Source organism: Streptomyces sp. NPDC050806, from assembly GCF_055586425.1.
This window is the reverse complement of the sequence record NZ_JBVJIF010000001.1, coordinates 644164-664440: the sequence shown is the minus strand read 5'-3', so window position 1 is coordinate 664440 and position 20277 is coordinate 644164. Positions and strand designations below refer to the sequence as shown.

The 20277-nt window shown below is 71.6% G+C and carries 21 protein-coding genes; 10 read left to right on the top strand and 11 right to left on the bottom strand.

Translation table 11 applies throughout. The features are described 5' to 3' along the window. Nucleotides 1–78 precede the first annotated feature (78 nt). Entirely contained in the window at nucleotides 79–1317 is a 1239-nt protein-coding gene (locus tag ACZ6WH_RS03015; RefSeq protein ID WP_469725527.1) for a 4-hydroxybenzoate 3-monooxygenase, read from the top strand. 79 nt (nucleotides 1318–1396) lie between these two features. Here ACZ6WH_RS03015 and ACZ6WH_RS03010 read toward each other — a convergent pair whose 3' ends face one another. Beyond that, nucleotides 1397–1948, bottom strand: coding sequence for a YbaK/EbsC family protein (locus tag ACZ6WH_RS03010; protein ID WP_432863960.1), 552 nt, complete (start codon nucleotides 1946–1948; stop codon nucleotides 1397–1399). A gap of 86 nt (nucleotides 1949–2034) precedes the next feature. Further along, nucleotides 2035–2607 carry a helix-turn-helix domain-containing protein gene (locus ACZ6WH_RS03005; RefSeq protein WP_469725525.1) on the bottom strand — a complete coding sequence of 191 codons (573 nt, stop codon included), beginning with the start codon at nucleotides 2605–2607 and terminating at the stop codon, nucleotides 2035–2037. A gap of 175 nt (nucleotides 2608–2782) precedes the next feature. On the opposite strand from ACZ6WH_RS03005, the gene ACZ6WH_RS03000 reads away from it, so the two are divergent. Further along, the gene (locus tag ACZ6WH_RS03000; RefSeq protein WP_469725523.1) at nucleotides 2783–3652 is read left to right on the top strand and encodes an EamA family transporter; all 870 of its coding nucleotides are present in this window, start codon (nucleotides 2783–2785) and stop codon (nucleotides 3650–3652) included. Here the strand turns inward: ACZ6WH_RS03000 and ACZ6WH_RS02995 are convergent. Next, nucleotides 3608–4399, bottom strand: a complete 792-nt coding sequence (locus tag ACZ6WH_RS02995; RefSeq protein ID WP_432849981.1) for an acyltransferase — start codon at nucleotides 4397–4399, stop codon at nucleotides 3608–3610. The genes ACZ6WH_RS03000 and ACZ6WH_RS02995 overlap by 45 nt on opposite strands. A 310-nt stretch (nucleotides 4400–4709) precedes the next feature. Here ACZ6WH_RS02995 and ACZ6WH_RS02990 point away from each other — a divergent pair, with 310 nt between their 5' ends. Next, complete coding sequence (locus ACZ6WH_RS02990) at nucleotides 4710–5129, top strand: PPOX class F420-dependent oxidoreductase (RefSeq protein WP_432849983.1); 420 nt, start codon at nucleotides 4710–4712, stop codon at nucleotides 5127–5129. A 67-nt stretch (nucleotides 5130–5196) separates the two neighbouring features. On the opposite strand, the gene ACZ6WH_RS02985 is transcribed toward ACZ6WH_RS02990, so the two are convergent. From ACZ6WH_RS02985 to ACZ6WH_RS02975, 3 genes are all read right to left on the bottom strand, one after another. Beyond that, complete coding sequence (locus ACZ6WH_RS02985) at nucleotides 5197–5733, bottom strand: gamma carbonic anhydrase family protein (RefSeq protein WP_469725521.1); 537 nt, start codon at nucleotides 5731–5733, stop codon at nucleotides 5197–5199. A 174-nt stretch (nucleotides 5734–5907) separates the two neighbouring features. Continuing rightward, the gene (locus ACZ6WH_RS02980; RefSeq protein WP_361551568.1) at nucleotides 5908–6576 is read right to left on the bottom strand and encodes a DedA family protein; all 669 of its coding nucleotides are present in this window, start codon (nucleotides 6574–6576) and stop codon (nucleotides 5908–5910) included. A 236-nt stretch (nucleotides 6577–6812) separates the two neighbouring features. Then, nucleotides 6813–7268, bottom strand: a complete 456-nt coding sequence (locus ACZ6WH_RS02975) for a DUF4442 domain-containing protein (RefSeq protein WP_432849986.1) — start codon at nucleotides 7266–7268, stop codon at nucleotides 6813–6815. 160 nt (nucleotides 7269–7428) lie between these two features. Between ACZ6WH_RS02975 and ACZ6WH_RS02970 the strand changes: the two genes are divergently transcribed. After that, nucleotides 7429–8448 carry a DUF8017 domain-containing protein gene (locus tag ACZ6WH_RS02970; protein ID WP_469725519.1) on the top strand — a complete coding sequence of 340 codons (1020 nt, stop codon included), beginning with the start codon at nucleotides 7429–7431 and terminating at the stop codon, nucleotides 8446–8448. A gap of 84 nt (nucleotides 8449–8532) precedes the next feature. Then, nucleotides 8533–9888: an MFS transporter gene (locus tag ACZ6WH_RS02965; RefSeq protein WP_469725517.1), complete on the top strand. Its 1356-nt coding sequence runs from the start codon at nucleotides 8533–8535 to the stop codon at nucleotides 9886–9888. Here ACZ6WH_RS02965 and ACZ6WH_RS02960 read toward each other — a convergent pair. The 3 genes from ACZ6WH_RS02960 to tuf all read right to left on the bottom strand — a co-directional run bounded on the left by ACZ6WH_RS02960 (nucleotide 9875) and on the right by tuf (nucleotide 13642). Then, nucleotides 9875–10732, bottom strand: a complete 858-nt coding sequence (locus ACZ6WH_RS02960; protein WP_469725516.1) for a spermidine synthase — start codon at nucleotides 10730–10732, stop codon at nucleotides 9875–9877. The genes ACZ6WH_RS02965 and ACZ6WH_RS02960 overlap by 14 nt on opposite strands. 292 nt (nucleotides 10733–11024) lie before the next feature. After that, nucleotides 11025–11930: a patatin-like phospholipase family protein gene (locus ACZ6WH_RS02955; RefSeq protein WP_432849991.1), complete on the bottom strand. Its 906-nt coding sequence runs from the start codon at nucleotides 11928–11930 to the stop codon at nucleotides 11025–11027. A 377-nt stretch (nucleotides 11931–12307) separates the two neighbouring features. Then, nucleotides 12308–13642, bottom strand: a complete 1335-nt coding sequence (tuf, locus tag ACZ6WH_RS02950) for an elongation factor Tu (protein ID WP_469725514.1) — start codon at nucleotides 13640–13642, stop codon at nucleotides 12308–12310. Nucleotides 13643–14082: 440 nt separating this feature from the next. On the opposite strand from tuf, the gene ACZ6WH_RS02945 reads away from it, so the two are divergent. Beyond that, a complete protein-coding gene (locus ACZ6WH_RS02945) occupies nucleotides 14083–14793 on the top strand; it encodes a TVP38/TMEM64 family protein (RefSeq protein ID WP_432849993.1) in 711 nt (236 codons plus the stop codon). A gap of 307 nt (nucleotides 14794–15100) precedes the next feature. Here ACZ6WH_RS02945 and ACZ6WH_RS02940 read toward each other — a convergent pair whose 3' ends face one another. Next, nucleotides 15101–15577: an ATP-binding protein gene (locus ACZ6WH_RS02940; protein WP_469725512.1), complete on the bottom strand. Its 477-nt coding sequence runs from the start codon at nucleotides 15575–15577 to the stop codon at nucleotides 15101–15103. A gap of 173 nt (nucleotides 15578–15750) precedes the next feature. Here ACZ6WH_RS02940 and ACZ6WH_RS02935 point away from each other — a divergent pair, with 173 nt between their 5' ends. The 4 genes from ACZ6WH_RS02935 (at nucleotide 15751) to ACZ6WH_RS02920 (ending at nucleotide 19653) form a co-directional block, all read left to right on the top strand. Next, nucleotides 15751–17028: a helix-turn-helix domain-containing protein gene (locus tag ACZ6WH_RS02935; RefSeq protein ID WP_469725511.1), complete on the top strand. Its 1278-nt coding sequence runs from the start codon at nucleotides 15751–15753 to the stop codon at nucleotides 17026–17028. 239 nt (nucleotides 17029–17267) lie between these two features. Beyond that, nucleotides 17268–17801 carry a flavoprotein gene (locus tag ACZ6WH_RS02930; protein ID WP_432849997.1) on the top strand — a complete coding sequence of 178 codons (534 nt, stop codon included), beginning with the start codon at nucleotides 17268–17270 and terminating at the stop codon, nucleotides 17799–17801. 613 nt (nucleotides 17802–18414) lie between these two features. Then, nucleotides 18415–19290, top strand: a complete 876-nt coding sequence (locus tag ACZ6WH_RS02925) for an undecaprenyl-diphosphate phosphatase (protein WP_432849998.1) — start codon at nucleotides 18415–18417, stop codon at nucleotides 19288–19290. A gap of 204 nt (nucleotides 19291–19494) precedes the next feature. Further along, nucleotides 19495–19653, top strand: a complete 159-nt coding sequence (locus ACZ6WH_RS02920) for a hypothetical protein (protein ID WP_361551598.1) — start codon at nucleotides 19495–19497, stop codon at nucleotides 19651–19653. A gap of 127 nt (nucleotides 19654–19780) precedes the next feature. Here ACZ6WH_RS02920 and ACZ6WH_RS02915 read toward each other — a convergent pair whose 3' ends face one another. Continuing rightward, on the bottom strand, nucleotides 19781–20194 hold the full coding sequence (locus ACZ6WH_RS02915; RefSeq protein ID WP_469725509.1) for a DUF4234 domain-containing protein: 414 nt from the start codon (nucleotides 20192–20194) through the stop codon (nucleotides 19781–19783). Between the last annotated feature and the right edge of the window lie 83 nt (nucleotides 20195–20277).

Sequence of the window (20277 nt, the reverse complement as noted above, 5' to 3'; positions counted from 1 at the left end):
CCACCTGACCCACCTGACCAGGGACTTCGGCCATACACTGCCACCCGGTTCTGCCCCCGTACGAAGGGAACCGCCACCGTGGCCGACGCCGCCGTACCCTCCTCCCCCTCCGCGGAGGAGACGCACCGCACCTCCGTCGCCATCATCGGCGCCGGCCCCGCCGGGCTCACGCTCGCGAACGTCCTGCGCGCCGCCGGCGTCGGCTGCGTCGTACTGGAGGCGGAGAGCCGGGAGTTCATCGAGCAGCGGCCGCGGGCCGGCTTCATCGAGGAGTGGCTGGTCCACGCCCTGGAGCGGCACGGACTGGCCGACGGGCTGCGGGAACGGGCCGAGCGCCAGCGGACGTTCGAGTTCCGGTGGGGCGGGGAGCGGCATGTGGTGGAGCCGGGCCGGTTCTCCGGGCAGAGCCATTTCGTGTACCCGCAGCCGCTGCTGGTGACCGACCTGGTGGCCGCCTACGCGGACGCGGCGGGCGGCGACATCCGCTTCGGCGTACGGGACGTCCGCCCGGCCGGCATCGACACGGACCGGCCCTCCGTCTCGTACACCGACCCGGAGACGGGCGTACGGCACCGCATCGACTGCGCGTACATAGCGGGTTGTGACGGCGCCCGCAGCGTGGCGCGCGCCGCGATACCCGCCGGGGAACTCCGCATCTCCCGCCTGGACTACGGCATCGGCTGGCTCGCGCTGCTCGCCGAGGCCCCGCCGTCCGCCGAGGGCGTCGTCTTCGGCCTGCACGAGCGCGGATTCAGCGCCCACATGGCGCGCACGCCCGAGGTCACCCGTTACTACCTGGAGTGCCCGCCGGGCGACGACCCGGCGAACTGGCCGCACGACCGTATCTGGAGCGAACTGCGTACGCGCCTGGCGGCGACCGGCGCCCAGCCCCTCAGCGAGGGCCGGATCATCGAGAAGACGGTCCTCGACATGCACAACTACGTGGTCGAGCCGATGGGGTACGGCCGGCTGTACCTGGCCGGCGAGTCCGCCCACCTCGTCGCGCCGATCGCGGCCAAGGGCATGAACCTGGCGATCCACGACGCCCTGTTGCTCGCCCGGGGGCTCATCAGCGCCTGCACGACGGGGGACGAGTCGGGGCTCGCCCGCTACTCGGACGCCTGCCTGCAGAAGATCTGGCAGTACCAGGAGTTCTCCCAGTGGCTGTCCGACGTGATGCACGGCGCGTCGTCCGGCGACCGGTTCCGCGCGGGCACCGCGGAGGCCCGGCTGCGCCAGCTGTTCGCCTCCGACGCGGCGGCCGCGGCCTTCGGTGAGACGTACCTCGGCTCGGCGACGGACATCGACACGCTCTGAGCGACCACCGACCACCGGCCATCAGCCGCTGGCATCCGAGCACCGGCGACCGGCATCCCGTCCCAGTACCGGCCGCCACTCAGCCCGCGGCGCGTCCCAGCCCCTCCAGGACGCGGGCGCCCGGCAGGGAGGCGAGGGCCTTGCCCGGGACGATGAGCTTGCCGCGCCGGGCTCCGCTGCCGATCAGGAGGTACGGCGCGTCGGCGACGGCCGCGTCCACCAGCAGCGGCCAGTCGGCGGGCAGTCCGATGGGGGTGATGCCGCCGTACTCCATGCCGCTGCGGCCGACCGCGGTGTCCATGGGAGCGAACGACGCCTTGCGGGCGCCGAGCTCGCGTCGTACGACACCGTTGACGTCCACGCGCGTGGTGGAGAGCACGACACAGGCGGCGAGGGTGACGGTGTCCCCGCGCTTGCCCGCCACGACGACGCAGTTCGCGGACTGGTCGAGCAGCCAGGAGCCGTAGTGCTCGACGAGGAGCGCGGTGTCGGCGATGGCCGGGTCGGTGTCCACGTGGTGGAGCTGCTGGACGTCCACCGGGCCCTGCCAGTCGCGGATCGCGGCGGCGACGGGCTCGGGCAGCAGCTCCGCGCACTCGACGGCCGGCCGGACTTCTTCGAAGGCGTCCATGGGCGTGCGCGAGGGAGTAGGTGTCGGCATGCCCGTCAAGCTAACAGCAACACGAGCACAGTTGACTCCTGTCTCGGCTCCCGGACTCAGCGCCCTGACGGGACGCTCACCGACATGACCATCTCCACGGCCTCCTCGCCGTCGTTGCGGTACTCGTGCGGAACGGACGCCTCGAAGGCGGCCGAGGCGCCCGCCGGCACCCGGTGTTCGCCGCCTTCCAGGACGAGCGTCAGCTCCCCCTCGCGTACGTGGATCAGCTCCTTCGTCCCCTGCGGATGCGGGTCCGAGGTGCTGCGGTCGCCCGGCATCAGCCGCCAGTCCCACAGCTCGAACGGGCCGGGCGCCTCCGTGCCGACGAGCAGCGAGGTGTGGCTGCCGGCCTCGGTCGACCACAGCCGTACGGCCTCGCCGGGCCCGACGAGCCGCAGCCGCGGCCCCTGGTCGTACTCCAGGAGCCTGGTGATGCTGATGCCCAGCGCGTCGGCGATCTTGACGGTCGTCCCCACACTCGGGTTCGTCCGGGCCTGCTCGATCTGAATGATCATGCCGCGGCTCACCCCCGCACGGGCGGCGAGGGCGTCGAGCGTGTAGCCCCGCTCGCCCCGCCAGTGCTTGAGGTTGCGCGCCAGCGACTGCGTGAGCTGATCGAGATCCGTCACGTTCCATCCAGTCCGGTTCGGTCGGGCCGGTTCACCGCAGACCCAGTGAAGGCCGGGTGAAGACCTGGCCTCCACCTCGCCAAGTTCAAAATATTCAATTACGTAGTTCAGTTTGCTGCACTACGCTCTCTTGCACTCCATCGTTCAGCACACTGTACTTGCGAGGTTCCACATCATGACCGCGGTATTGGCTCTGGCCACCAGCCTTCTGTGGGGAGCCGCCGACTTCGGCGGCGGTCTGCTCACCCGGCGTATGCAAGCGCTGACCGTCGTGGTCGTCTCACAGGTGATCGCCGCGGTGGTGCTCGGCGCGATCGTCGTCGCCACCGGCGCCTGGCACGCGGCCTCGCCGCAGCTGTGGTTCGCCGTCGCGGCGGGCGTCGTCGGCCCGGCGGCCATGCTCTGCTTCTACCGCGCACTCGCGCTCGGCCCCATGGGCGTCGTCTCGCCCGTCGCCTCGCTCGGCTCCGTACTCGTCCCGCTCGGCGTCGGCTTCGCCCTGGGCGAGCGCCCCGGCCCGGTGCAGATCGCGGGCATGGTCGTGGCCGTCATAGGCGTGGTGCTGGCCGGCGGCCCGCAGCGCGGCGGCAGCTCCGTCACCGGCGAGGCGATCGTCCTCACCCTCGTCGCGGCCTTCGGCTTCGGCGCGGTGATGGCCCTCATCTCCCAGGCGTCCTCGACCGTGACCGGCCTGTTCCTCGCCCTGTTCGTACAGCGTCTGTGCAACGTCGCGGTCGGCGGCGCCGCGCTGCACTTCACGGTCCGGCGCGGCACGCCCGCGCTGCCCGAAGGCGGCACGGCCGCCATCCGTGCCGCGCTCCCCGCGCTGGCGTTCGTCGGCATCGCCGATGTCGCCGCCAATGGCACGTACGCGCTCGCCACGCAGAGCGGCCCGGTGACCATCGCGGCCGTACTCGCCTCGCTCTACCCCGTCGTCACCGCGGTCGCCGCGATGGGCGTGCTCAAGGAGCGGCTGCGCGCCGTGCAGACGGCGGGCGCCTCACTGGCTCTCGCGGGTTCGGCGCTGCTCGCCGCCAGCGGATGACGCCGGGATCTGCGCCGCCTCCCACTCCGCGACCGCGAGCAGCTGCTCAGGAGTGACGCCGTCGGGGATCGGCACCGGCGGCGGCGTACGCAGCGGGGGCTGCCAGCCCGCCGCCGGGTCCCAGGTGCGGACGACCTTGGCGGGCGCCCCTGCGACCACGGCGTGGTCGGGCACCTCGCCACGCACCACCGCACCCGCCGCGACCACCACGTTCCGGCCCAGCCGCGCGCCCGGCAGGATCACCGCGCCGGCACCCAGCCAGGAGCCGGCGCCGATCTCGACGGGCGCGGTCCGCGGCCACTGCTTGCCCACCGGCTGCGCGGGGTCGTCGTACGAGTGGTTGTCGCTGGTGATGTAGACGTACGGGCCGCAGTAGACCTCGTCGCCGATGGTGACGGTCTGCGAGGCGACGACATGGCTGCCGCGGCCGAGTACGACGCCGTTGCCCAGTCGCAGCACCGAGTCCGGGCCGAGGTCGAGGCCCGGCATCATCCCGGCGGTCAGCGTGACCTGTTCGCCGATGATGCAGTACTCACCGAGCTCGATCCACTGCTCGCCGAAGATCGTGCCCTGCGGGAAGGCGAGCCGGGTGCCGCCCCCGATGCGGCGGAAGCGGTACGGGCCGGGGCGCTCGGCGGTCACCGCGCCGGCCTCCCGCACCCAGCGCGTGCCACGGTGCACGGCCCATGACGCGGCCCGGCGCCGCACGGCGCCGAGGGATGAGAACACGTTCTTCTTCGCTCGCACCCGCTCACCGTACTCACCAGTAGTCCGACCGCACCCCGCCGCGTCCTGTGATCTTCACCCCACGGCCACCCCCGGTCCGGCCCCGAGCCCCGGCTCGGCCGCGCTCTCCTCCGGGGCAGGAGCGTGGCGAACTGCCCGGCACCGGGCGGATTTGGTGGGGTCGGTACGGGAAGCGGGGGCCGGGATGTGGCACGGTGCAGATGCGTCTCGTGGTCCGGTCGGTGGCCCGCCCGTACGGCCCTCCGTACGGTCCGGTTCCGGTGGCCGGGCCGTGCGACGCGGACGCACGCAACGAGGAGGAGAAGAGTCCATGTCGAATCCGCCGCTTCCCGAGGACGCCGTCGCCATGCTGAAGAAGGCGAACCCGGCCGTCATCACCACCCTCCGATCCGACGGCCAGCCGGTGTCCACGGCCACCTGGTACCTCTGGGACGACGGCCGGGTGCTGGTCAACATGGACGAGGGCCGCAAGCGGCTGAACCACGTGCGCAGGGACCCGCGGGTCACGCTCACCGTGCTCGACGAGGAGAGCTGGTACACGCACATCAGCATCATCGGCCGCGTCGTCGAATTCCGCGACGACGAGGGCCTCGCCGACATCGACCGGCTCGCCCAGCAGTACCTGGGCAAGGAGTACCCGCAGCGCGACCGCAAGCGGGTCAGCGCCTGGATCGAGATCGACCGCTGGCACGGCTGGGGCACGCTCAAGGACAACAGCCAGCCCGGCTGACCGGTACTGAGCCGTAACGGACTGCCGAAGAAGCGGCCGCCTCCCCGCGGAGGCGGCCGCTCACGTGTCAGTCGCCGTTCTGCACGGTCTCCCGGTGGCGCGCCGCGAGGTCGACGTAGACCGCGGCATTCAGCTTGATGGACTCGCGCTCCTCGTCCGTCAGCTCGCGCTTGACCTTCGCCGGTACGCCGGCGACCAGCGAGCCGGGCGGCACCTGCATCCCCTGCGGGACCAGCGCCTGCGCGGCGACCAGCGAGCCGGCACCGATCCGGGCCCCGTTCAGGACCGTGGCGCCCATACCGACCAGGACGTCGTCCTCGATGGTGCAGCCGTGCAGTACGGCGTTGTGCCCGACCGACACCCGCTCGCCGACGCTGACCGGGAAGCCCGGGTCGACATGGACGGTGCAGTTGTCCTGGATGTTGCTCTCCGCGCCGATGGCGATGGGGCCGCCGTCGGCCCGCAGGACGCTCTGGTACCAGACGCTCGACCCGGGCGCCATGGTGACCTCGCCCAGTACGACGGAGGTGGGCGCGGTGAACGCCTCGGGGGCGACCTTCGGCTCCGGCCCGCCGACCCCGGAAATCAATGCCTGTCCCGCCATCGCTGTCTCCTCGTCACGTCTCGTGATCACGCCGTGGTCACGTCTCGTCGTCATGGCCTGCCGCCGAGGGCTCACGCCATGGCCTGTCGCGCCGACAGCACCGTAGGCGACGTACGGGCGCGATCCGCCCCTGCTGGGGTGAAGATCACAAGGAGACGGAGCGGGAGTTGCGGGCTACTCGGCGGCCGCGGAGGCCGCCGGCTGCTTCTCCTGGGCGCTCTGCTTCTCCTCATGGGCCGCGGCGGCCTTGGCCGCCCGGCGCTTCATGACGATCAGCGAACCGAGGCCGAAGAGGACCGCGGCGACCAGGCCCAGCCAGGAGAAGCGCTTCAGCCAGGGCTCGGCGACGATGCCGACGCTGTAGATCAGCGCGGTGGTGCCGCCGGCCCAGACGATGCCGCCCAGCACGTTGGCGATCAGGAACTTCCAGTACGGCATGCGCAGCACGCCCGACAGCGGTCCGGCGAAGATCCGCAGCAGCGCGATGAAGCGGCCGAAGAACACGGCCCACATGCCCCACTTGGCGAACTTCTCCTCGGCCATCGCGACGTGCTCGGGCCCGAAGTGGCGCGGGAACTTCCGCCCGGCCCAGTCCAGCAGCGGCTGACCGCCCTTGCGGCCGATGACGTACCCGATGGAGTCGCCGACGATCGCACCGACCGTCGCGCACGTACCCAGCACGTACGGGTTGATGTGGTCCTGCGTCGCCGCCAGCAGCGAGGCGCTGACAAGAACGATCTCGCCCGGCAGCGGGATGCCGAGGCTCTCCAGCCCGATGACCACCCCCACCAGGAGATAGACGCTCACCGCTGGTACGGACTCGAGCCACTCCTGGACGTGCAACGCGCCGTTCCTCCACCTCGTATCGGGCCCGCCGTACGGGCCGCCCCCTGACGCGCGGTGCCGCGCGTCCGGGAAGCGTACTCGATCTGCTGGTCACGGCCGCAGCCGTCGCGCGTGGCGCGGGGCAGGGGTCGGCCGTTCTTCCTTCAGATGGTGGGACGCAACGTGGAGCCCATCAGTTGCCCGCGATCCCGGCGGAATCGCGGGCAGTCTCCGGCCGCCGCGACAGGAGCCCCTCAGCCGTTGGGGCGGAGGGTCCAGATGATGCTCATCTCGCCGGTCACGGCGCCGTCCTCGCGGGTGATCGCGATGTTGACCGGGAACTCGGGGCGCTTGCCCTCGTCCAGCTCGGCGATCACCTCGTCGACCGGCCGGCCCAGCTCGGCGGTGGCGGTGACCGGTCCCATGGCGAGCTTCTTGTAACCGATCTCGGCACGCACGGCGAGCGGCACGGCCCGGGTGAGCTGGCTGCCGAAGGCCGCCATCACGATGGCACCGCTCGCGGACTCGGCGAGGGTGAACATCGCGCCGGCGTGCGGACCCCCGACGTGGTTGTGGAAGTCGGGCTGGTCGGGCAGCCGGACCACGGCGCGCTCGGCGGTGGTCTCGGCGTACTCCAGGTTCAGGGTGCGGGCCATCGGCACGGAGGCCGCCATCATCTCGCCGATCGTCGGCATGGTCTCGGAGGACATGGCGTCATGTTACCTACGAGTAGCAATACTGAGAAGGGCAGCTCCGCGCCCGGCCGAAGTCGCCCGAAGCGCCACGAAGCGCATGTGAAGGTCAGGGTTCTGTCACGCTCGCCGGGGCAGCTGTGACACCTCCCACCTCGGCCCTTTATCGTTAGCGCCCATGTGGCCAGGACAGCAGCCGCCCGGGGGCGAGCAGAACCCGCAGGATCAGAACCCTTATCAGCAGCCGGGGTACCAACAGCCGAATCCGTACCAGCAGCAGGGTTACCAACAGCCGGGTTACCAGCAGCCCCACCCCTACCAGCACCCGACTCAGCCGCAGTGGCAGGGACCGGGCGGGCCGCAGCCGCCCAAGAACAACGGCGGCAACGAGAAGAAGACCACCGTGACGATCGCCGTCGTCGCGGCGGTGGCGGTCGTGGCGGCCGCCGTGGTCACCGGCGTCCTCGTCCTCCAGGACGGCGAGAAGAAGCCCGTCGCCCATCAGGACCCGAAGCCCAGCAAGTCCGCGACGGCCGAGCCCTCGGAGCCGTCGGGCGACGCGAGTGCGAGCAGCGGTCCCGGCGGCGACCCGAACGCCCCCGACCAGCCGGTCATCAAGGGCTGGCAGACGGTGGTCAACGCCAAGCGGCACGTCGCCTTCGACGTCCCCACCAAGGACTGGACGACCACCTCGCCGGACACCTACACCGGGTTCCAGGACGAGAAGGACAAGTCCGGTTTCCCCAAGACCCTCATCTCCATGACCGCACCGGCCTACTTCAAGGAAAACTGGTGCACCGTCAAGGACAAGGACGGCAACGAGTCCACCGCCTCGCTGGCCGGCACCGGCGTCAAGGGTGCCCAGGGCGCCAAGAGCCAGGGCGAGGCCGCCCAGAACGAGGCCCTGAACTGGGTCTGGGCCGGATACGACCAGAAGAAGACCGGCACGTTCAAGGGCACCAAGGCCAAGTCCTTCAAGAGCGATCACGGCATCACCGGAAAGCTGTCCACGGCGACCGTGACCGGCGTGAAGAAGGACGGCAAGTGCGACTCGGACGGCAAGGCGTACGCGGTCACGTACACCGACACCACGGGTGAGTACGCGACCTGGATCCTCTATGCCGCCAAGGACGTCAAGGGTGAGATCGACGAGGCCACGGTCAAGAAGATCATGAGTTCCCTCCGGCCACTGGAGTAACCGGGCTCCGGCCGGCCCGGGTATCCCAGGGCCGGCCGCGCAAATCCGAGTGACGCCTTCGGGCAAGAACGCGATGCTGTTGTGATGAAGATGAAGCGCCCCGCGTGGGCGGGGCGCAATTACACGCTGCTGACGGCCGCCGCCGTGGTCACCGGTCTCGGAAGTTCCGGGGCCCTGATCGCGGCGGCGTTTGCCGTGCTCGAAGCCGGCGGCTCGGCGACCGACGTCGGCCTGGTCGCCGCGGCCCGCACGGTCCCCCTGGTGATCTTCCTCCTCATCGGGGGCGCGATCGCCGACCGGCTGCCGCGGCACCGCGTGATGGTCGCCGCCAACATCCTGAACTGCGTGTCCCAGGGCGCCTTCGCGCTGCTGGTACTCGCCGGGGAACCCCGCCTGTGGCAGATGGCGCTGCTGTCCGCGCTCGGCGGCACCGGGCAGGCGTTCTTCGCGCCGGCCGCCGAGGGCATGGTGCTGGCCAGCGTCACCGGCAAGCAGTCGGGACGCGCTTTCGCCGTCTTCCGCATGGGCATGAACGGTGCCAACATCGGCGGCGCCGCACTGGGCGGCGCCCTGATCGCGGCCGTCGGCCCCGGCTGGGTACTGGCGGTCGACGCCGCCGCCTTCGCCCTCGCCGGCGCGCTGCGCGCCTTCCTCGACGTACGGGGCGTGCCGCCGCGGGAACCGGGGCACGGCCTGCTCGCCGACCTCCGGGACGGCTGGCGGGAGGTCGTCTCGCGGCGGTGGCTGTGGTCGATCGTCCTGCAGTTCGCCATCGTCAACGCGGTCGTGGCGGCCGCGGAGGCGGTGTACGGGCCGCTGGTCGCGCAGGAGCACCTGGGCGGTCCGGGCCCGTGGGGGCTGGCGCTCGCGGCGTTCGGCGCCGGTACGGTCGGCGGCGCGCTGCTGATGACCCGGTACAAGCCGCGGTACCTGCTGCGCGTGGGCACGCTGTGCGTCTTCCCGCTCGCCCTGCCGTCCGCCGCGCTGGCCGTGCCGCTGCCGGCGGGCGCGCTGACGGCCGTGATGTTCGGCGCGGGGATCGCGGTCGAGGTGTTCGCGGTGACGTGGATGATGGCGCTGCACCAGGAGATACCGGAGGAGAAGTTCTCCCGGGTCTCCTCCTACGACTGGCTCGGCTCCCTCGCCATGGTCCCGCTGGCCACCGCCCTCGCGGGCCCGGTCCAGGACCTGATCGGCCGCACCACAGCCCTGTGGGCGTGCTCGGCGCTGATCGCCCTGCTGACGGCGGCCGTGCTGTGCGTACGCGACGTACGGCAGCTGGCACGCCGGCCGGACACGGCACCGGGAACCGTGGAGGGACAGCCGGCGGCGGAGTCCGCCCACGGGCCCGCCGACGTCACCCCGGCCGACATCCCCGGCCAGGTCCCGGTGACCGGCCTCCCGACCTCGGCCGCCACGGACGACGTCACCCCACGCTGAACGCCCCGGTGGGCGGCTCGGGAGAGGGGACCGCTTCCGCGTCCCCTACCGGTTGCGCGTCGCCGATGAGCTGCCGCAGCCGCGGGCCGTGTTCGACCCTGGCGGGGAAGGCGTCGGCCGCCACCCGACGGGCGATCTCCAACAGCGGCAGTTCTTCCTGGGAGGCGACGAGGACCGCGTTCCCGAACCGCCTGCCGCGCAGCACCGACGGCTCCGCGATCAGACAGAGCTGCGCGAAGACCGCCGCGTAGTTGGCGAGCTGGCCGCGCAGGAAGGTGAAGGGCGCACTGTCGGCGAGGTTCGCCACGTAGCAGCCGCCGGGCCGCAGCGCCCGGCCCGCGGCCCGTGCGCACTCCGCCGACGTCAGATGCGCCGGCACCCGCGACCCGCCGAAGACGTCGGCCACGACGATGTCCGCGGAGGCCGCCGGCGCCGACTCCAGCGCGGCACGGGCATCCGCGGCGTGTACCGCTATGCCGCTGTCGGGCGGCAGCGGGAGGTGTTCCCGTACGAGGTCGAGCAGCGCGCCATCGGCCTCGATCACCTGTTGCCGCGAGCCGGGCCGGGTCGCGGCGAGGTAGCGCGGCAGGGCCAGCGCGCCGCCGCCGAGATGCAGCGCGTCCAGCGGGCGGCCGGGCTCGGCCACGGCGTCCAGCACGTGCCCGACCCGGCGGGCGTACTCGAACTCCAGGTACGTCGGCTCGTCCAGGTCCACGTACGACTGCGGAGCGCCGTCCACGGTGAGCAGCGCGGCCCGCGGCCGGTCCACGTCCGGCAGCAACTTGGCCGTGCCGCAGTCCACTTCCCGCGTGACGGGCACGAGGACGGCCCCAGGGGCGGCCACGGGTACGGGAGATATCGGGTCACCGACTGCTGCCGGCGCGTCGTTTCGCTCTGCCACCGTCCTATTGTGCGGCGTGCGGGGCGACTTCCGTACCCGTCCGGTGGGCGGGTGCCAGGTGGCCGGTCCTCCGGTACGTGCGAGGCGTGCTCCCTGCCACGCCCCGCTCGGGTGCGGGCGGTTCGCCCGTGCGGTCGGCCCGGTCGCCGTCACGTGCACGCACTTCCGTACGCACCTCCGTACGCAGCACCGCGCCCGACCACGTCCCCGGCAGTGGCCGTCGCCCCGCGGGCCGTCAGCCCCCGTCCGTGCCCGTCCACACCCGGGCCGCCTCCGAGACATGGGCAGCGGCCTGGACGCGGCCGGCGCGGGCCGCCGCCGCGCGCTTGGACGGGTCCAGGACGTTACGGCCGAAGGCCGCCCGCGCGGCGCGGTCCGGCGTGACGACCAGCACCTCGGCGCCGTCCGCCACGAGGCGCGCGGCCTGCGTGCGGGGCGGCGTGACGGGGCCGCCGCCCGACGCCATCGGGGCGATCACGACGACGCGTCCGTACCCCGCGGCGAGGTCCACGTTCGCGCACGAGTGGACGCCGCCGTCGATCCACCGCCGGTCCCCGATCGTCACGGGCGGCCAGACACCCGGCACCGCACAGCTCGCGGCGACCGCGTCGGCGAGCTTCACTCCGCTGCCCCCGTCGAAGACGCTGCGCTCCCCCGTGTACGCGTCCACGGCCGTGATCATCAGCCGCCTGGCCGGCCACTCCTGGGACAGCAGCCGCCCGGCGATCACCGCACGCTGGGTGTTCTCCGGCCCCGTACGCGCGGCCAGCGCCAGCCGTCCCATCCGCGCACCGAAGGTCACCGCGTCCCGCGACCGCAGCGCGATGGCCGCGAACCGGGCCATCGACACCGCGCCCATCCGGGCCGGTGCGCCGCCGCCCTGTGCGATGCCGGCGGTGCCTGCGGATGCACCGACCGACGGGCCGCTCGAAGCACCGGCCAGCTGCCGTTCGTACAGCTCCTCCAACGTCAGCTGCCCGGAGGTGAGCTGAGCGCCGACCAGGGATCCCGCGGACGTGCCGATGACGACATCGGCCGTGCAGAGGTTCACCCCCGCCTCGGCCAGCCCGGCGAGCATCCCGATCTCCCAGCCGATGCCTGTCAGCCCGCCACCGCCCAGCACCAACGCCGTACCCGCCATGCGTGCCGCTCTCCCGTTCCTCGATGGTCCGACATTCCTCGCTCGTCGGCGGTCCCCTGCTCCGAGTGCCGCGAGGGCCTCGTGAGCGCCGCGAGGGCCCTGTGTGCCGGGCCCCGGGAACCCGGTGCCACAAGGGTCCGCCGGACGTGCAGTCTTCCATCGGGAACGCGCCGCCGACAGGCCCCATCCGGACCCGGCCCGCACATCCGTACACTCGCGCTCCCGCACGAGAAATTGCACGTGAGTGCGGATGTGCAGGTGCACGCGCGACCGCACAGTACGGCACCGCGGAGGGCTCGCCGGGACAGCGCGTGAGCCCCTTCGGGAGGCCCCCGGGACGTTTTGCTTCGCCGTCCCGAGGCCCTCCCGAAGCACTGTCAGCCCACGTCCGGCATGCCGGAGTCCGGCAGACCGACGTCCAGCAGCCCGGAGTCCGGCAGCAGGCTCCGGATCGTCCCGGCGCCCACCGTGCGGCCGCCCTCGCGGATGGCGAAGCCGAGGCCGGGCTCCACGGGCATACCGCGACCCAGCCGTACGGTGACGTGGACGGTCTCCCCCGGCCGCGCGGTACCGCGCTCCCCGAGGTCCAGCTCACCCACGACATCGGCCGTGCGGAGGTAGAACTGCGGCCGGTACCCGGTCGACAGCGGCGTCCGCCGGCCGCCCTCCTCCGTGGACAGCACGTACACATCGGCGGTGAACGCGCGGTACGGAGTGACGCTGCCCGGCGCCGCGATCACCTGGCCTCGGCGGACCGCGTCCCGGGCCACACCGCGCAGCAGCAGCGCCACGTTGTCGCCGGCCTCCGCGTACTCCATCGGCTTGCCGAAGGTCTCCAGGCCGGTGACCACGGACGTCGCGCCCGTGCCCGCGCCGTGTCCCGTCGAGCGCGCCGCGTCCCCCGTGCCCACGATCTCCACGTGGTCGCCCTTGCGTACGCGGCCGCGCTCGACCGCGCCCGTGACGACCGTGCCTCGTCCGGTGATCGTGAGCACGTTCTCCACCGGGAGCAGGAAGGGCGCGTCCACGTACCGCTCGGGAGTCGGCACGTACGTGTCCACCGCGTCCAGCAGTGCCTCGATGGCCGCCGTCCAGCGCGGGTCGCCCTCCAGGGCGCGCAGCCCGGAGACGCGGACGACCGGCACGTGCTCGCCGTCGTACCCGTTGGCGTTCAGCAGCTCGCGGACCTCCAGCTCCACCAGGTCGGTGAGTTCGGGGTCGCCGGCGTCGGCCTTGTTCAGGGCGACGACCAGGTGCCGCACGCCGACCTGCCGGGCCAGCAGCACGTGCTCGGCGGTCTGCGGCATGACCCCGTCGAGCGCGGAGACGACGAGGATCGCGCCGTCGAGCTGCGCCGCGCCGGTGACCATGTTCTTGATGAAGTCGGCGTGGCCCGGCATGTCCACGTGCGCGTAGTGCCGGGTGCTCGTCTCGTACTCGACGTGCGCGATGTTGATGGTGATGCCGCGGGCGCTCTCCTCCGGGGCCCGGTCGATGCGGTCGAACGGCACGTACGTACCGCTGCCGCGCTCGCTCAGGACCTTGGTGAGGGCGGCGGTCAGCGTGGTCTTCCCGTGGTCGACATGGCCGATCGTGCCGATGTTGAGGTGCGGCTTGGTGCGCAGGTAGGCCGACTTGGCGCCGGGGGCCGCGCTGCGGGCGCGGGCCCGGGCGGGGTTGGGGGAAGGAGTGCGGGAAGGAGTGTGCGACATGGGTACGTGATCTCCTCGCGCGCCCGGGCAGGCATGACGGCGCTGCGGTGGCGCGGTGCTGCGGTGAGACGGCGGCTCGGCCGCCGTACGGACCCCCTGGCCCGGCCGACCCTCCCCCTGCGGGGCCCGCCGGACTGTCCGGGAAGGGTCAGCTTCGGACGCCGTCGAGTGCGGCGCAGGAAACGGCTGCCGAGGCAGCGGCGTGCGGAATCACGGCAGCCTGCGGCGCGTCCGCGGCAGCGGACCTCAGCGCGTGGCAGGCGAACCGGGTCATGCCACAAAGGATCGCGGGCGAATGCCGCCGCGTCGAGCGAATTATTGCGGGGCACCGGGCTGTGGCAGGCGCGCTGTTGCAGCGGTCCCCGCCCCGTCCCTCACCCTCGGTCACCCGTACACACTTATTACACCGTTCTGACACCCGGTTCGGTTACGCTCCCCTGATGCTCGACTCCGCTGCCCCGCCCGACGCCTTCGCCGTGCGCTGTACGCGGCTCCTCCTGTCCCCGTGGTCCCGGCTGGGGCTGCTGGTCGCCCTGCTCGCCTGCGCCGCGGTCGCCATGGTCGTATGGCAACCGCAGCGCCTGCTCGCCCATGGGTGGCCGCCGCAGCTCTCCGGCGGCACGGCCGTGGTGCTGTTCACGGTCGCCTACGGCCTGTGCACGACTGCTTTCGTTCCGCGCCCCGTGCTGAACGCCGCGGCGGGCGCGCTCTTCGGCGCTCAGATCGGCACTCCGGCAGCGCTGATCGGTACGGTGCTCGGCTCCGGGCTCGCGTTCGGCCTGGGCCGGCTGCTCGGCCAGGACGCGCTGCGCCCGCTGCTCCGTGCCCGCTGGCTGACCGCGGCCGACCGCCAGTTGAGCCGGCACGGTTTCCGCTCGATGCTGGCCATCCGGCTCTTCCCCGGCCTGCCCTTCGCGGCCACCAACTACTGCGCGGCGGTGTCCCGTATGCGGTGGCCCGCGTTCCTGCTCGCGACCGGGATCGGCAGCATCCCGAACACCGCCGCGTACGTCGTGGCCGGCGCGCAGGCGTCCAGTCCCACCTCGCCCGCGTTCCTGATCTCGATGGGCTTCATCGCCGTCACGGGCCTGGCGGCGGTCGCCGTGGCATGGTGGAAGCGCGGCGCCCTGCGTGGAAAATCGGAATCCTGACCCGAGTACGCATCCTGACCCGAGTACGCGCACGACATGCGTACGCACGTGCATTCACTCGTGCACGCGCACCGGAATTCGTACAAGCATCTGCACCGACATCTGGAATGCCTTTTCCGCTCCGGGCCGGAAACCATTCGGATGTCGATGCGCCGCTGAATGCGCCCCGGAATACGCCCCATTCCCCCCGCCGTGAGCGACAAGTGAGCCCGCATCGCCAACGGCGAACTGCATTCCCGTAATTTCGTTCAGTTCCGGTCAATCGCCAACGCGGTACGCGCCATTCCCCTTTTCCGTCCCCGCCGCATCAGACGCACCGGAGCGGAACGCGGGCACCGGCCATGTGCGCCGCCGTGCCACCCCCGGACGACGTGTGCGTGTCCGTACGCGGTACCCAGCCGACCGGGATCTCCGCCCAGCACCGCTTGCCCGTCGGCGTCCGCTCGGCACCGTGGTCGAGGGATAACGCCGCGACGAGGAACAGCCCTCGCCCGCCCTCGTCGTCCAGGTCCGCAAGGCCCGCGCTCGGCAGCTCGGCACTGGAGTCGAAGACCTCGATCAGCAGGGCCTCACCGTGTAATCGGGCGCTGACGGCAACGGAGTCACCCCCCGCGTGCTGGACCGCGTTGGTGATCAATTCGCTGGTTACCAGTTCGACGTTCTGGAGTGACTGGGCGTCGAACTGCACGCTCCAGCTCCGTAAGTCGCTCACTACCCGGCGCCGCGCTGCTGCTGCGGCGGCGGGCGTACCAGGCACGGAGAAGCTGAGCCCGTGCGCTTGCATGAGTGGCCTCCTGACTGAGTGGGCCACTCAGGCAAGCAGCGATGTGGCCGCTGTGGCCAGATCGGACGTCGGCGATGCATCACTTATGCAGGAGTTGCATCACTCTCGATTATGGTTTCATTACGCTCGGTTGAGCAGTCAGGATCGGCGGCGGCAAAGGGGCCGTGGCACACATGGTCGACGCACAAAGTGAAGCGAAGCGGCTGGGCGAGGTGATCCGCCGGGCGCGGGTGCTGAAGAAGCGCTCGCAAGCGGATGTCGCCAGAGCCCTTGGCTATCACCAGTCGAAAGTGAGCCGCCTGGAAGGCGGCCGGGGCACCGAAGACACCCGATTGTTGCGAGAAGTCGCACAGGTTCTCGGTATTCCGCTGGACAGTCTCGGCCTTGCTGCCTCCCCGGATGCAAGCACCGCCGACCCTGAGGCAGAGGACATGTACCGCCGCACCTTCCTCGCCGCGAGCATCGCTGCGCTCGCGACGCCCGACGTACCCGCCCCCGTCGCCCATGACGAGCTGGTCCGTTCGCTTCTCCCCGGCCCGGGCAGGACGCCCGCCAGGCCGGCACTGAAACTCGCCGAGCTGAAGGAGCGGGTGGGCACCGTCCGCCGGCTGTTCAGCACCTGCAGCTACAAGGAATTGGAGGGCACGATCCCCGGCGTGATCGCCGATCTGCGGAACGCCGCCGACCACAATTCGGCCGACGTTCCGCACCTTTCCGGCCTGCTTGCCACGGCGTACCAGACCGCGGCGGGCCTGCTGCTCAAGCAGAGCGACCACGGGAACGCCTGGCTCGCGGTCGGCCGCGCGATGGCGGAGGCCGAACGCTCGGAGGACCCCGTGGTCCTCGCGTCCAGCGTCCGCGTACAGGCCCACGTCCTGGTGCGCGAGAAGCACGCCGCGCAGGCCGTGGCGATCGTCCGGCACACCGCGGACCAGCTCTGCGGGTCCTACGACCGGCGCTCGTCGCAGTACCTGGCCGCCGTCGGGCTGATGCTGCTGCGCGGCGTCACCGCGGCCAGCAGCAGCGGCGACCGGGCGGCGACCCGCGAACTGCTGGACGAGGCGCGCGAGGTCGCCCGGTACGTCTCGCACGACCGGCCGGACGCCTGGGCCAACTTCAGCCCCACCAACGTGGAGCTGCACACCGTCAGCGCGTCCGTCTCGCTCGGCGACGCGGGGCAGGCGCTGGAGGCCGCGCGCCCCCTCATGCGCCGGAACATCCCCGTACCGGAGCGGCGCGCGGGGCTGTGGGTGGACGTGGCCCGTGCATACAGCCAGCAGGGCAAGCTCGCCGACGCCTTTCAGGCGCTCCGGATCGCCGAACGCTGCGCCTCCCAGGACATCCGCCGACCCGCTGTACGCGAAATGGTCGCCGACATGGCCGCCCGCGACCGCCACCGCGCCCTCCCGGAGCTGCACCTCTTCAGCCGCCGCCTGGGAGCACCGGCGTGATCTGCCAGGACAGCCGGGAGAGCGGCACGGCGGAGACCGGCGGGGACGGCCGGGGAGAGGCCGGTTCCGGTGACCGTACGGAGGCCGAGGACCGGCCGGAAGGGCCAGGCGGGCCAGGCGCACCGACGACACCCGGGGGCAGTCACCCGGCTGCATCGGGTGCCTCGACCCCGTCGGCCTCCCCGACCCCCTCGGTCACCCCGACCGTCCCCGCCGCGCCCGGCCCCTCCCCCACCGCCATGGGCCGACAGCCGTTCCTGTACGTCGTCCTCTGTGCCGCAGGCATCGCCGACGACGTCAGCAAGCTGATCACGACCGCGCAGCAGCGCACCTGGCGCGTCGGCGTCATCGCGACGCCACGCGGCCGGGAGTGCGTCGACGCGGCGGCCATCGAGGCGCAGACCGGCTATCCCGTGCGGTCGGCATGGCGTACGCCGGGCGAGCCACGCCCGTTACCGCCCGCCGACGCGATCGCGGTCGCCCCCGCGACGTTCAACACCATCAACAAGTGGGCGCAGGGCATCGCCGACACGCTCGCCCTGGGCATCCTGTGCGAAGCCCACGGCTTCGGCATTCCCATCGCGGCGCTCCCCTACCTGAACGCCGCGCAGGCCGCGCACCCCGCCTATGCACAGAGCCTGACCCGGCTGCGCCGCATGGGTGTCCTGCTGGGCGACTACGCGCCGCATCAGCCCCGTACGGGCGGCGGCCGTCGCCTCTTCCGCTGGGAACAGGCACTCGACCTGCTGGCACCGGCCCTGGAACGGCGGTAGCCGGCGGCGGGCTTCAGCCGGTACCGACAGCACCACTGAGGAGCAATCGGCACCGACGGCGTCACTGAGCGACAACCGGCATCGACGGCATCACCGGACGGCACCACTGAGCGACGACCACCGGACGGCAGCCGTCGTACCGGAAGTAACCCGGACCGGCCTCGCGCCAGTCCGGGTTCGGCGCAGCCACGGGCGCGCCGCCGTCGCGACCGCCCCCTCGGCCCGCGCAGCCGCCGTCACCGCCGCCCGGCACCGCGCGGGGCCGGGCCGATCGCCTGTCGGACACTTCGGGGCGCTACGCTGCCCTACGACCGGCGCAAGATCGCGCCGCAGCCCGCCCACGAGCCACCCGAAGAACAGCTGTGCCATCAGTGACCCGCACGTGCGCCTGCACACGTACGCGCTCCGCGTCCCGTGTCGCGTTCCGGGGTCGCCTGATGCTTCATCAGCTCCGCCAGCAAAGGGCCCGCCTGAGGACGACGACCACCACGACCCACTCCCCCGAACCGGCACGTACAGCGGTCGCACACATGACGGCCGCCACCCCGAATTCCCCGCCGGCCTGCACGATTGCCGGTCACGGCACGATCACCTTCCGGATGGCGTACTACCCATGTCTTGGTTTGAATCATTCATCCTTGGACTCGTCCAAGGCCTGACCGAGTTCCTTCCGATCTCCTCCAGTGCGCATCTGCGCCTGACCGCGGCCTTCGCCGGCTGGCACGACCCCGGCGCCGCGTTCACCGCGATCACCCAGATCGGTACCGAGACGGCCGTACTGATCTACTTCCGGAAGGACATCGTCCGCATCATCTCGGCCTGGGGACGCTCGCTGGGCAACAAGGAGATGCGCCAGGACCACGACGCCCAGATGGGCTGGCTGGTGATCATCGGCTCCATCCCGATCGGCGTGCTCGGCGTCACCCTCAAGGACGCGATCGAGGGTCCCTTCCGCGACCTCCGCCTGATCGCCACCACCCTCATCGTGCTGGGCATCGTCCTCGGCATCGCCGACCGCCTGGCCGCACGCGACGAGACCGGCGGCCGGCACCGCGCCGCCAAGCAGCGCAAGACGCTCACCGACCTCGGCGTCCGGGACGGTCTGCTCTTCGGCGTCTGCCAGGCGATGGCCCTGATCCCCGGCGTATCGCGCTCGGGCGCCACGATCAGCGGCGGTCTGTTCATGGGGTACACGCGAGAGGCCGCCGCCCGGTACTCCTTCCTGCTCGCGATCCCGGCCGTACTGGCCTCCGGTGTGTACGAGCTCAAGGACGCCGGCAAGGGCCATGTCTCCTGGCCCCCGACCATCTTCGCGACGATCATCGCCTTCATCGTCGGCTACGCGGTCATCGCCTGGTTCATGAAGTTCATCACCACGAAGTCCTTCATGCCCTTCGTCATCTACCGCGTCCTGCTCGGCATCGCACTGTTCATCCTGATCAGCGCGGGTGTCCTGAGCCCCCACGCCGGCGAGTCCGCGGGCGGCTGAACGACCTTCCGAGGCAGCTCACCCCGCCACCTCATCCCACCGGCCCCGAGTCGTCGTCTCTCCCCGAGCGGTGAAGACGACGCCCCGGGGCCGACTCACGTCCACCGTCTCCGCCCTCGCATGCCACGTAACGACATCGCCTACTAAGAGAACTTTCATCGTCTGATCAGCCCAACTATCAGTGTCTGCCCCTAGCATCGACACATGCCCACTGACCCCGCCGCCGAGGCGAACGAGGCGATCCGTGCCTTCATGCGCCGACGTGCGGGCCGGCCCCTGTGGCCGGACGAGCGGGCGGAGTACGAGCAGCTGCTGGAGGCCTGGGTCATAGCCATCCGCAAGGACGACGCCGAGGCAGCCTAGCCCCCGCACTCCGCCTGGCGCCGTGCAGCGCCCTCCGCAGCGACCTCACCGGGCCCCGGTCGGCCCTGCCCCGTCGCCCTGTACTCCCGACCCTACGCCGTCGCACATCGTCGCTGGTCAGCGCTGGTCAGCGCTGCAGCGGCACCACCGTTCCCGCCGGCGGATCGCCGTAATGCCGCCAGATCTGGTTCAGCTCGTGCTGGTAGTACAGCGCCTGCAGGCCGGCGACGAACATGAGGATCAGCCCGATCCACGCGTTGCAGCTGCCCTCCAGCCCCGCGGCCCGCTGCATGTGTGCGATCCGCTTGCCGGTGCGGTAGGTGGACACGAACGGCGGCACGATGATGATCCAGCCGATGAGCTGGGCCAGCATCGCCAGTACCGGATTGACGTCCAGCCGCCGGTCGAAGTCCCGGGCCTCTCGATTGATCTTGTAATACCAGACGAAGAAGTAGATCCCGAGCGTGATCAGCGGCCAGATCAGCCACACGAGGAAGATGTTGCGCGCCTTGCCGGTGCGTCCGTCCATGCGACCTCCCATGGAGCCCTCCTCGCCCCGCTGGTCCACCCGCTGAGCCCGGTGCGGGCCTCCGGAACAACGGGCCCTATGAATCCAGCGTGCTC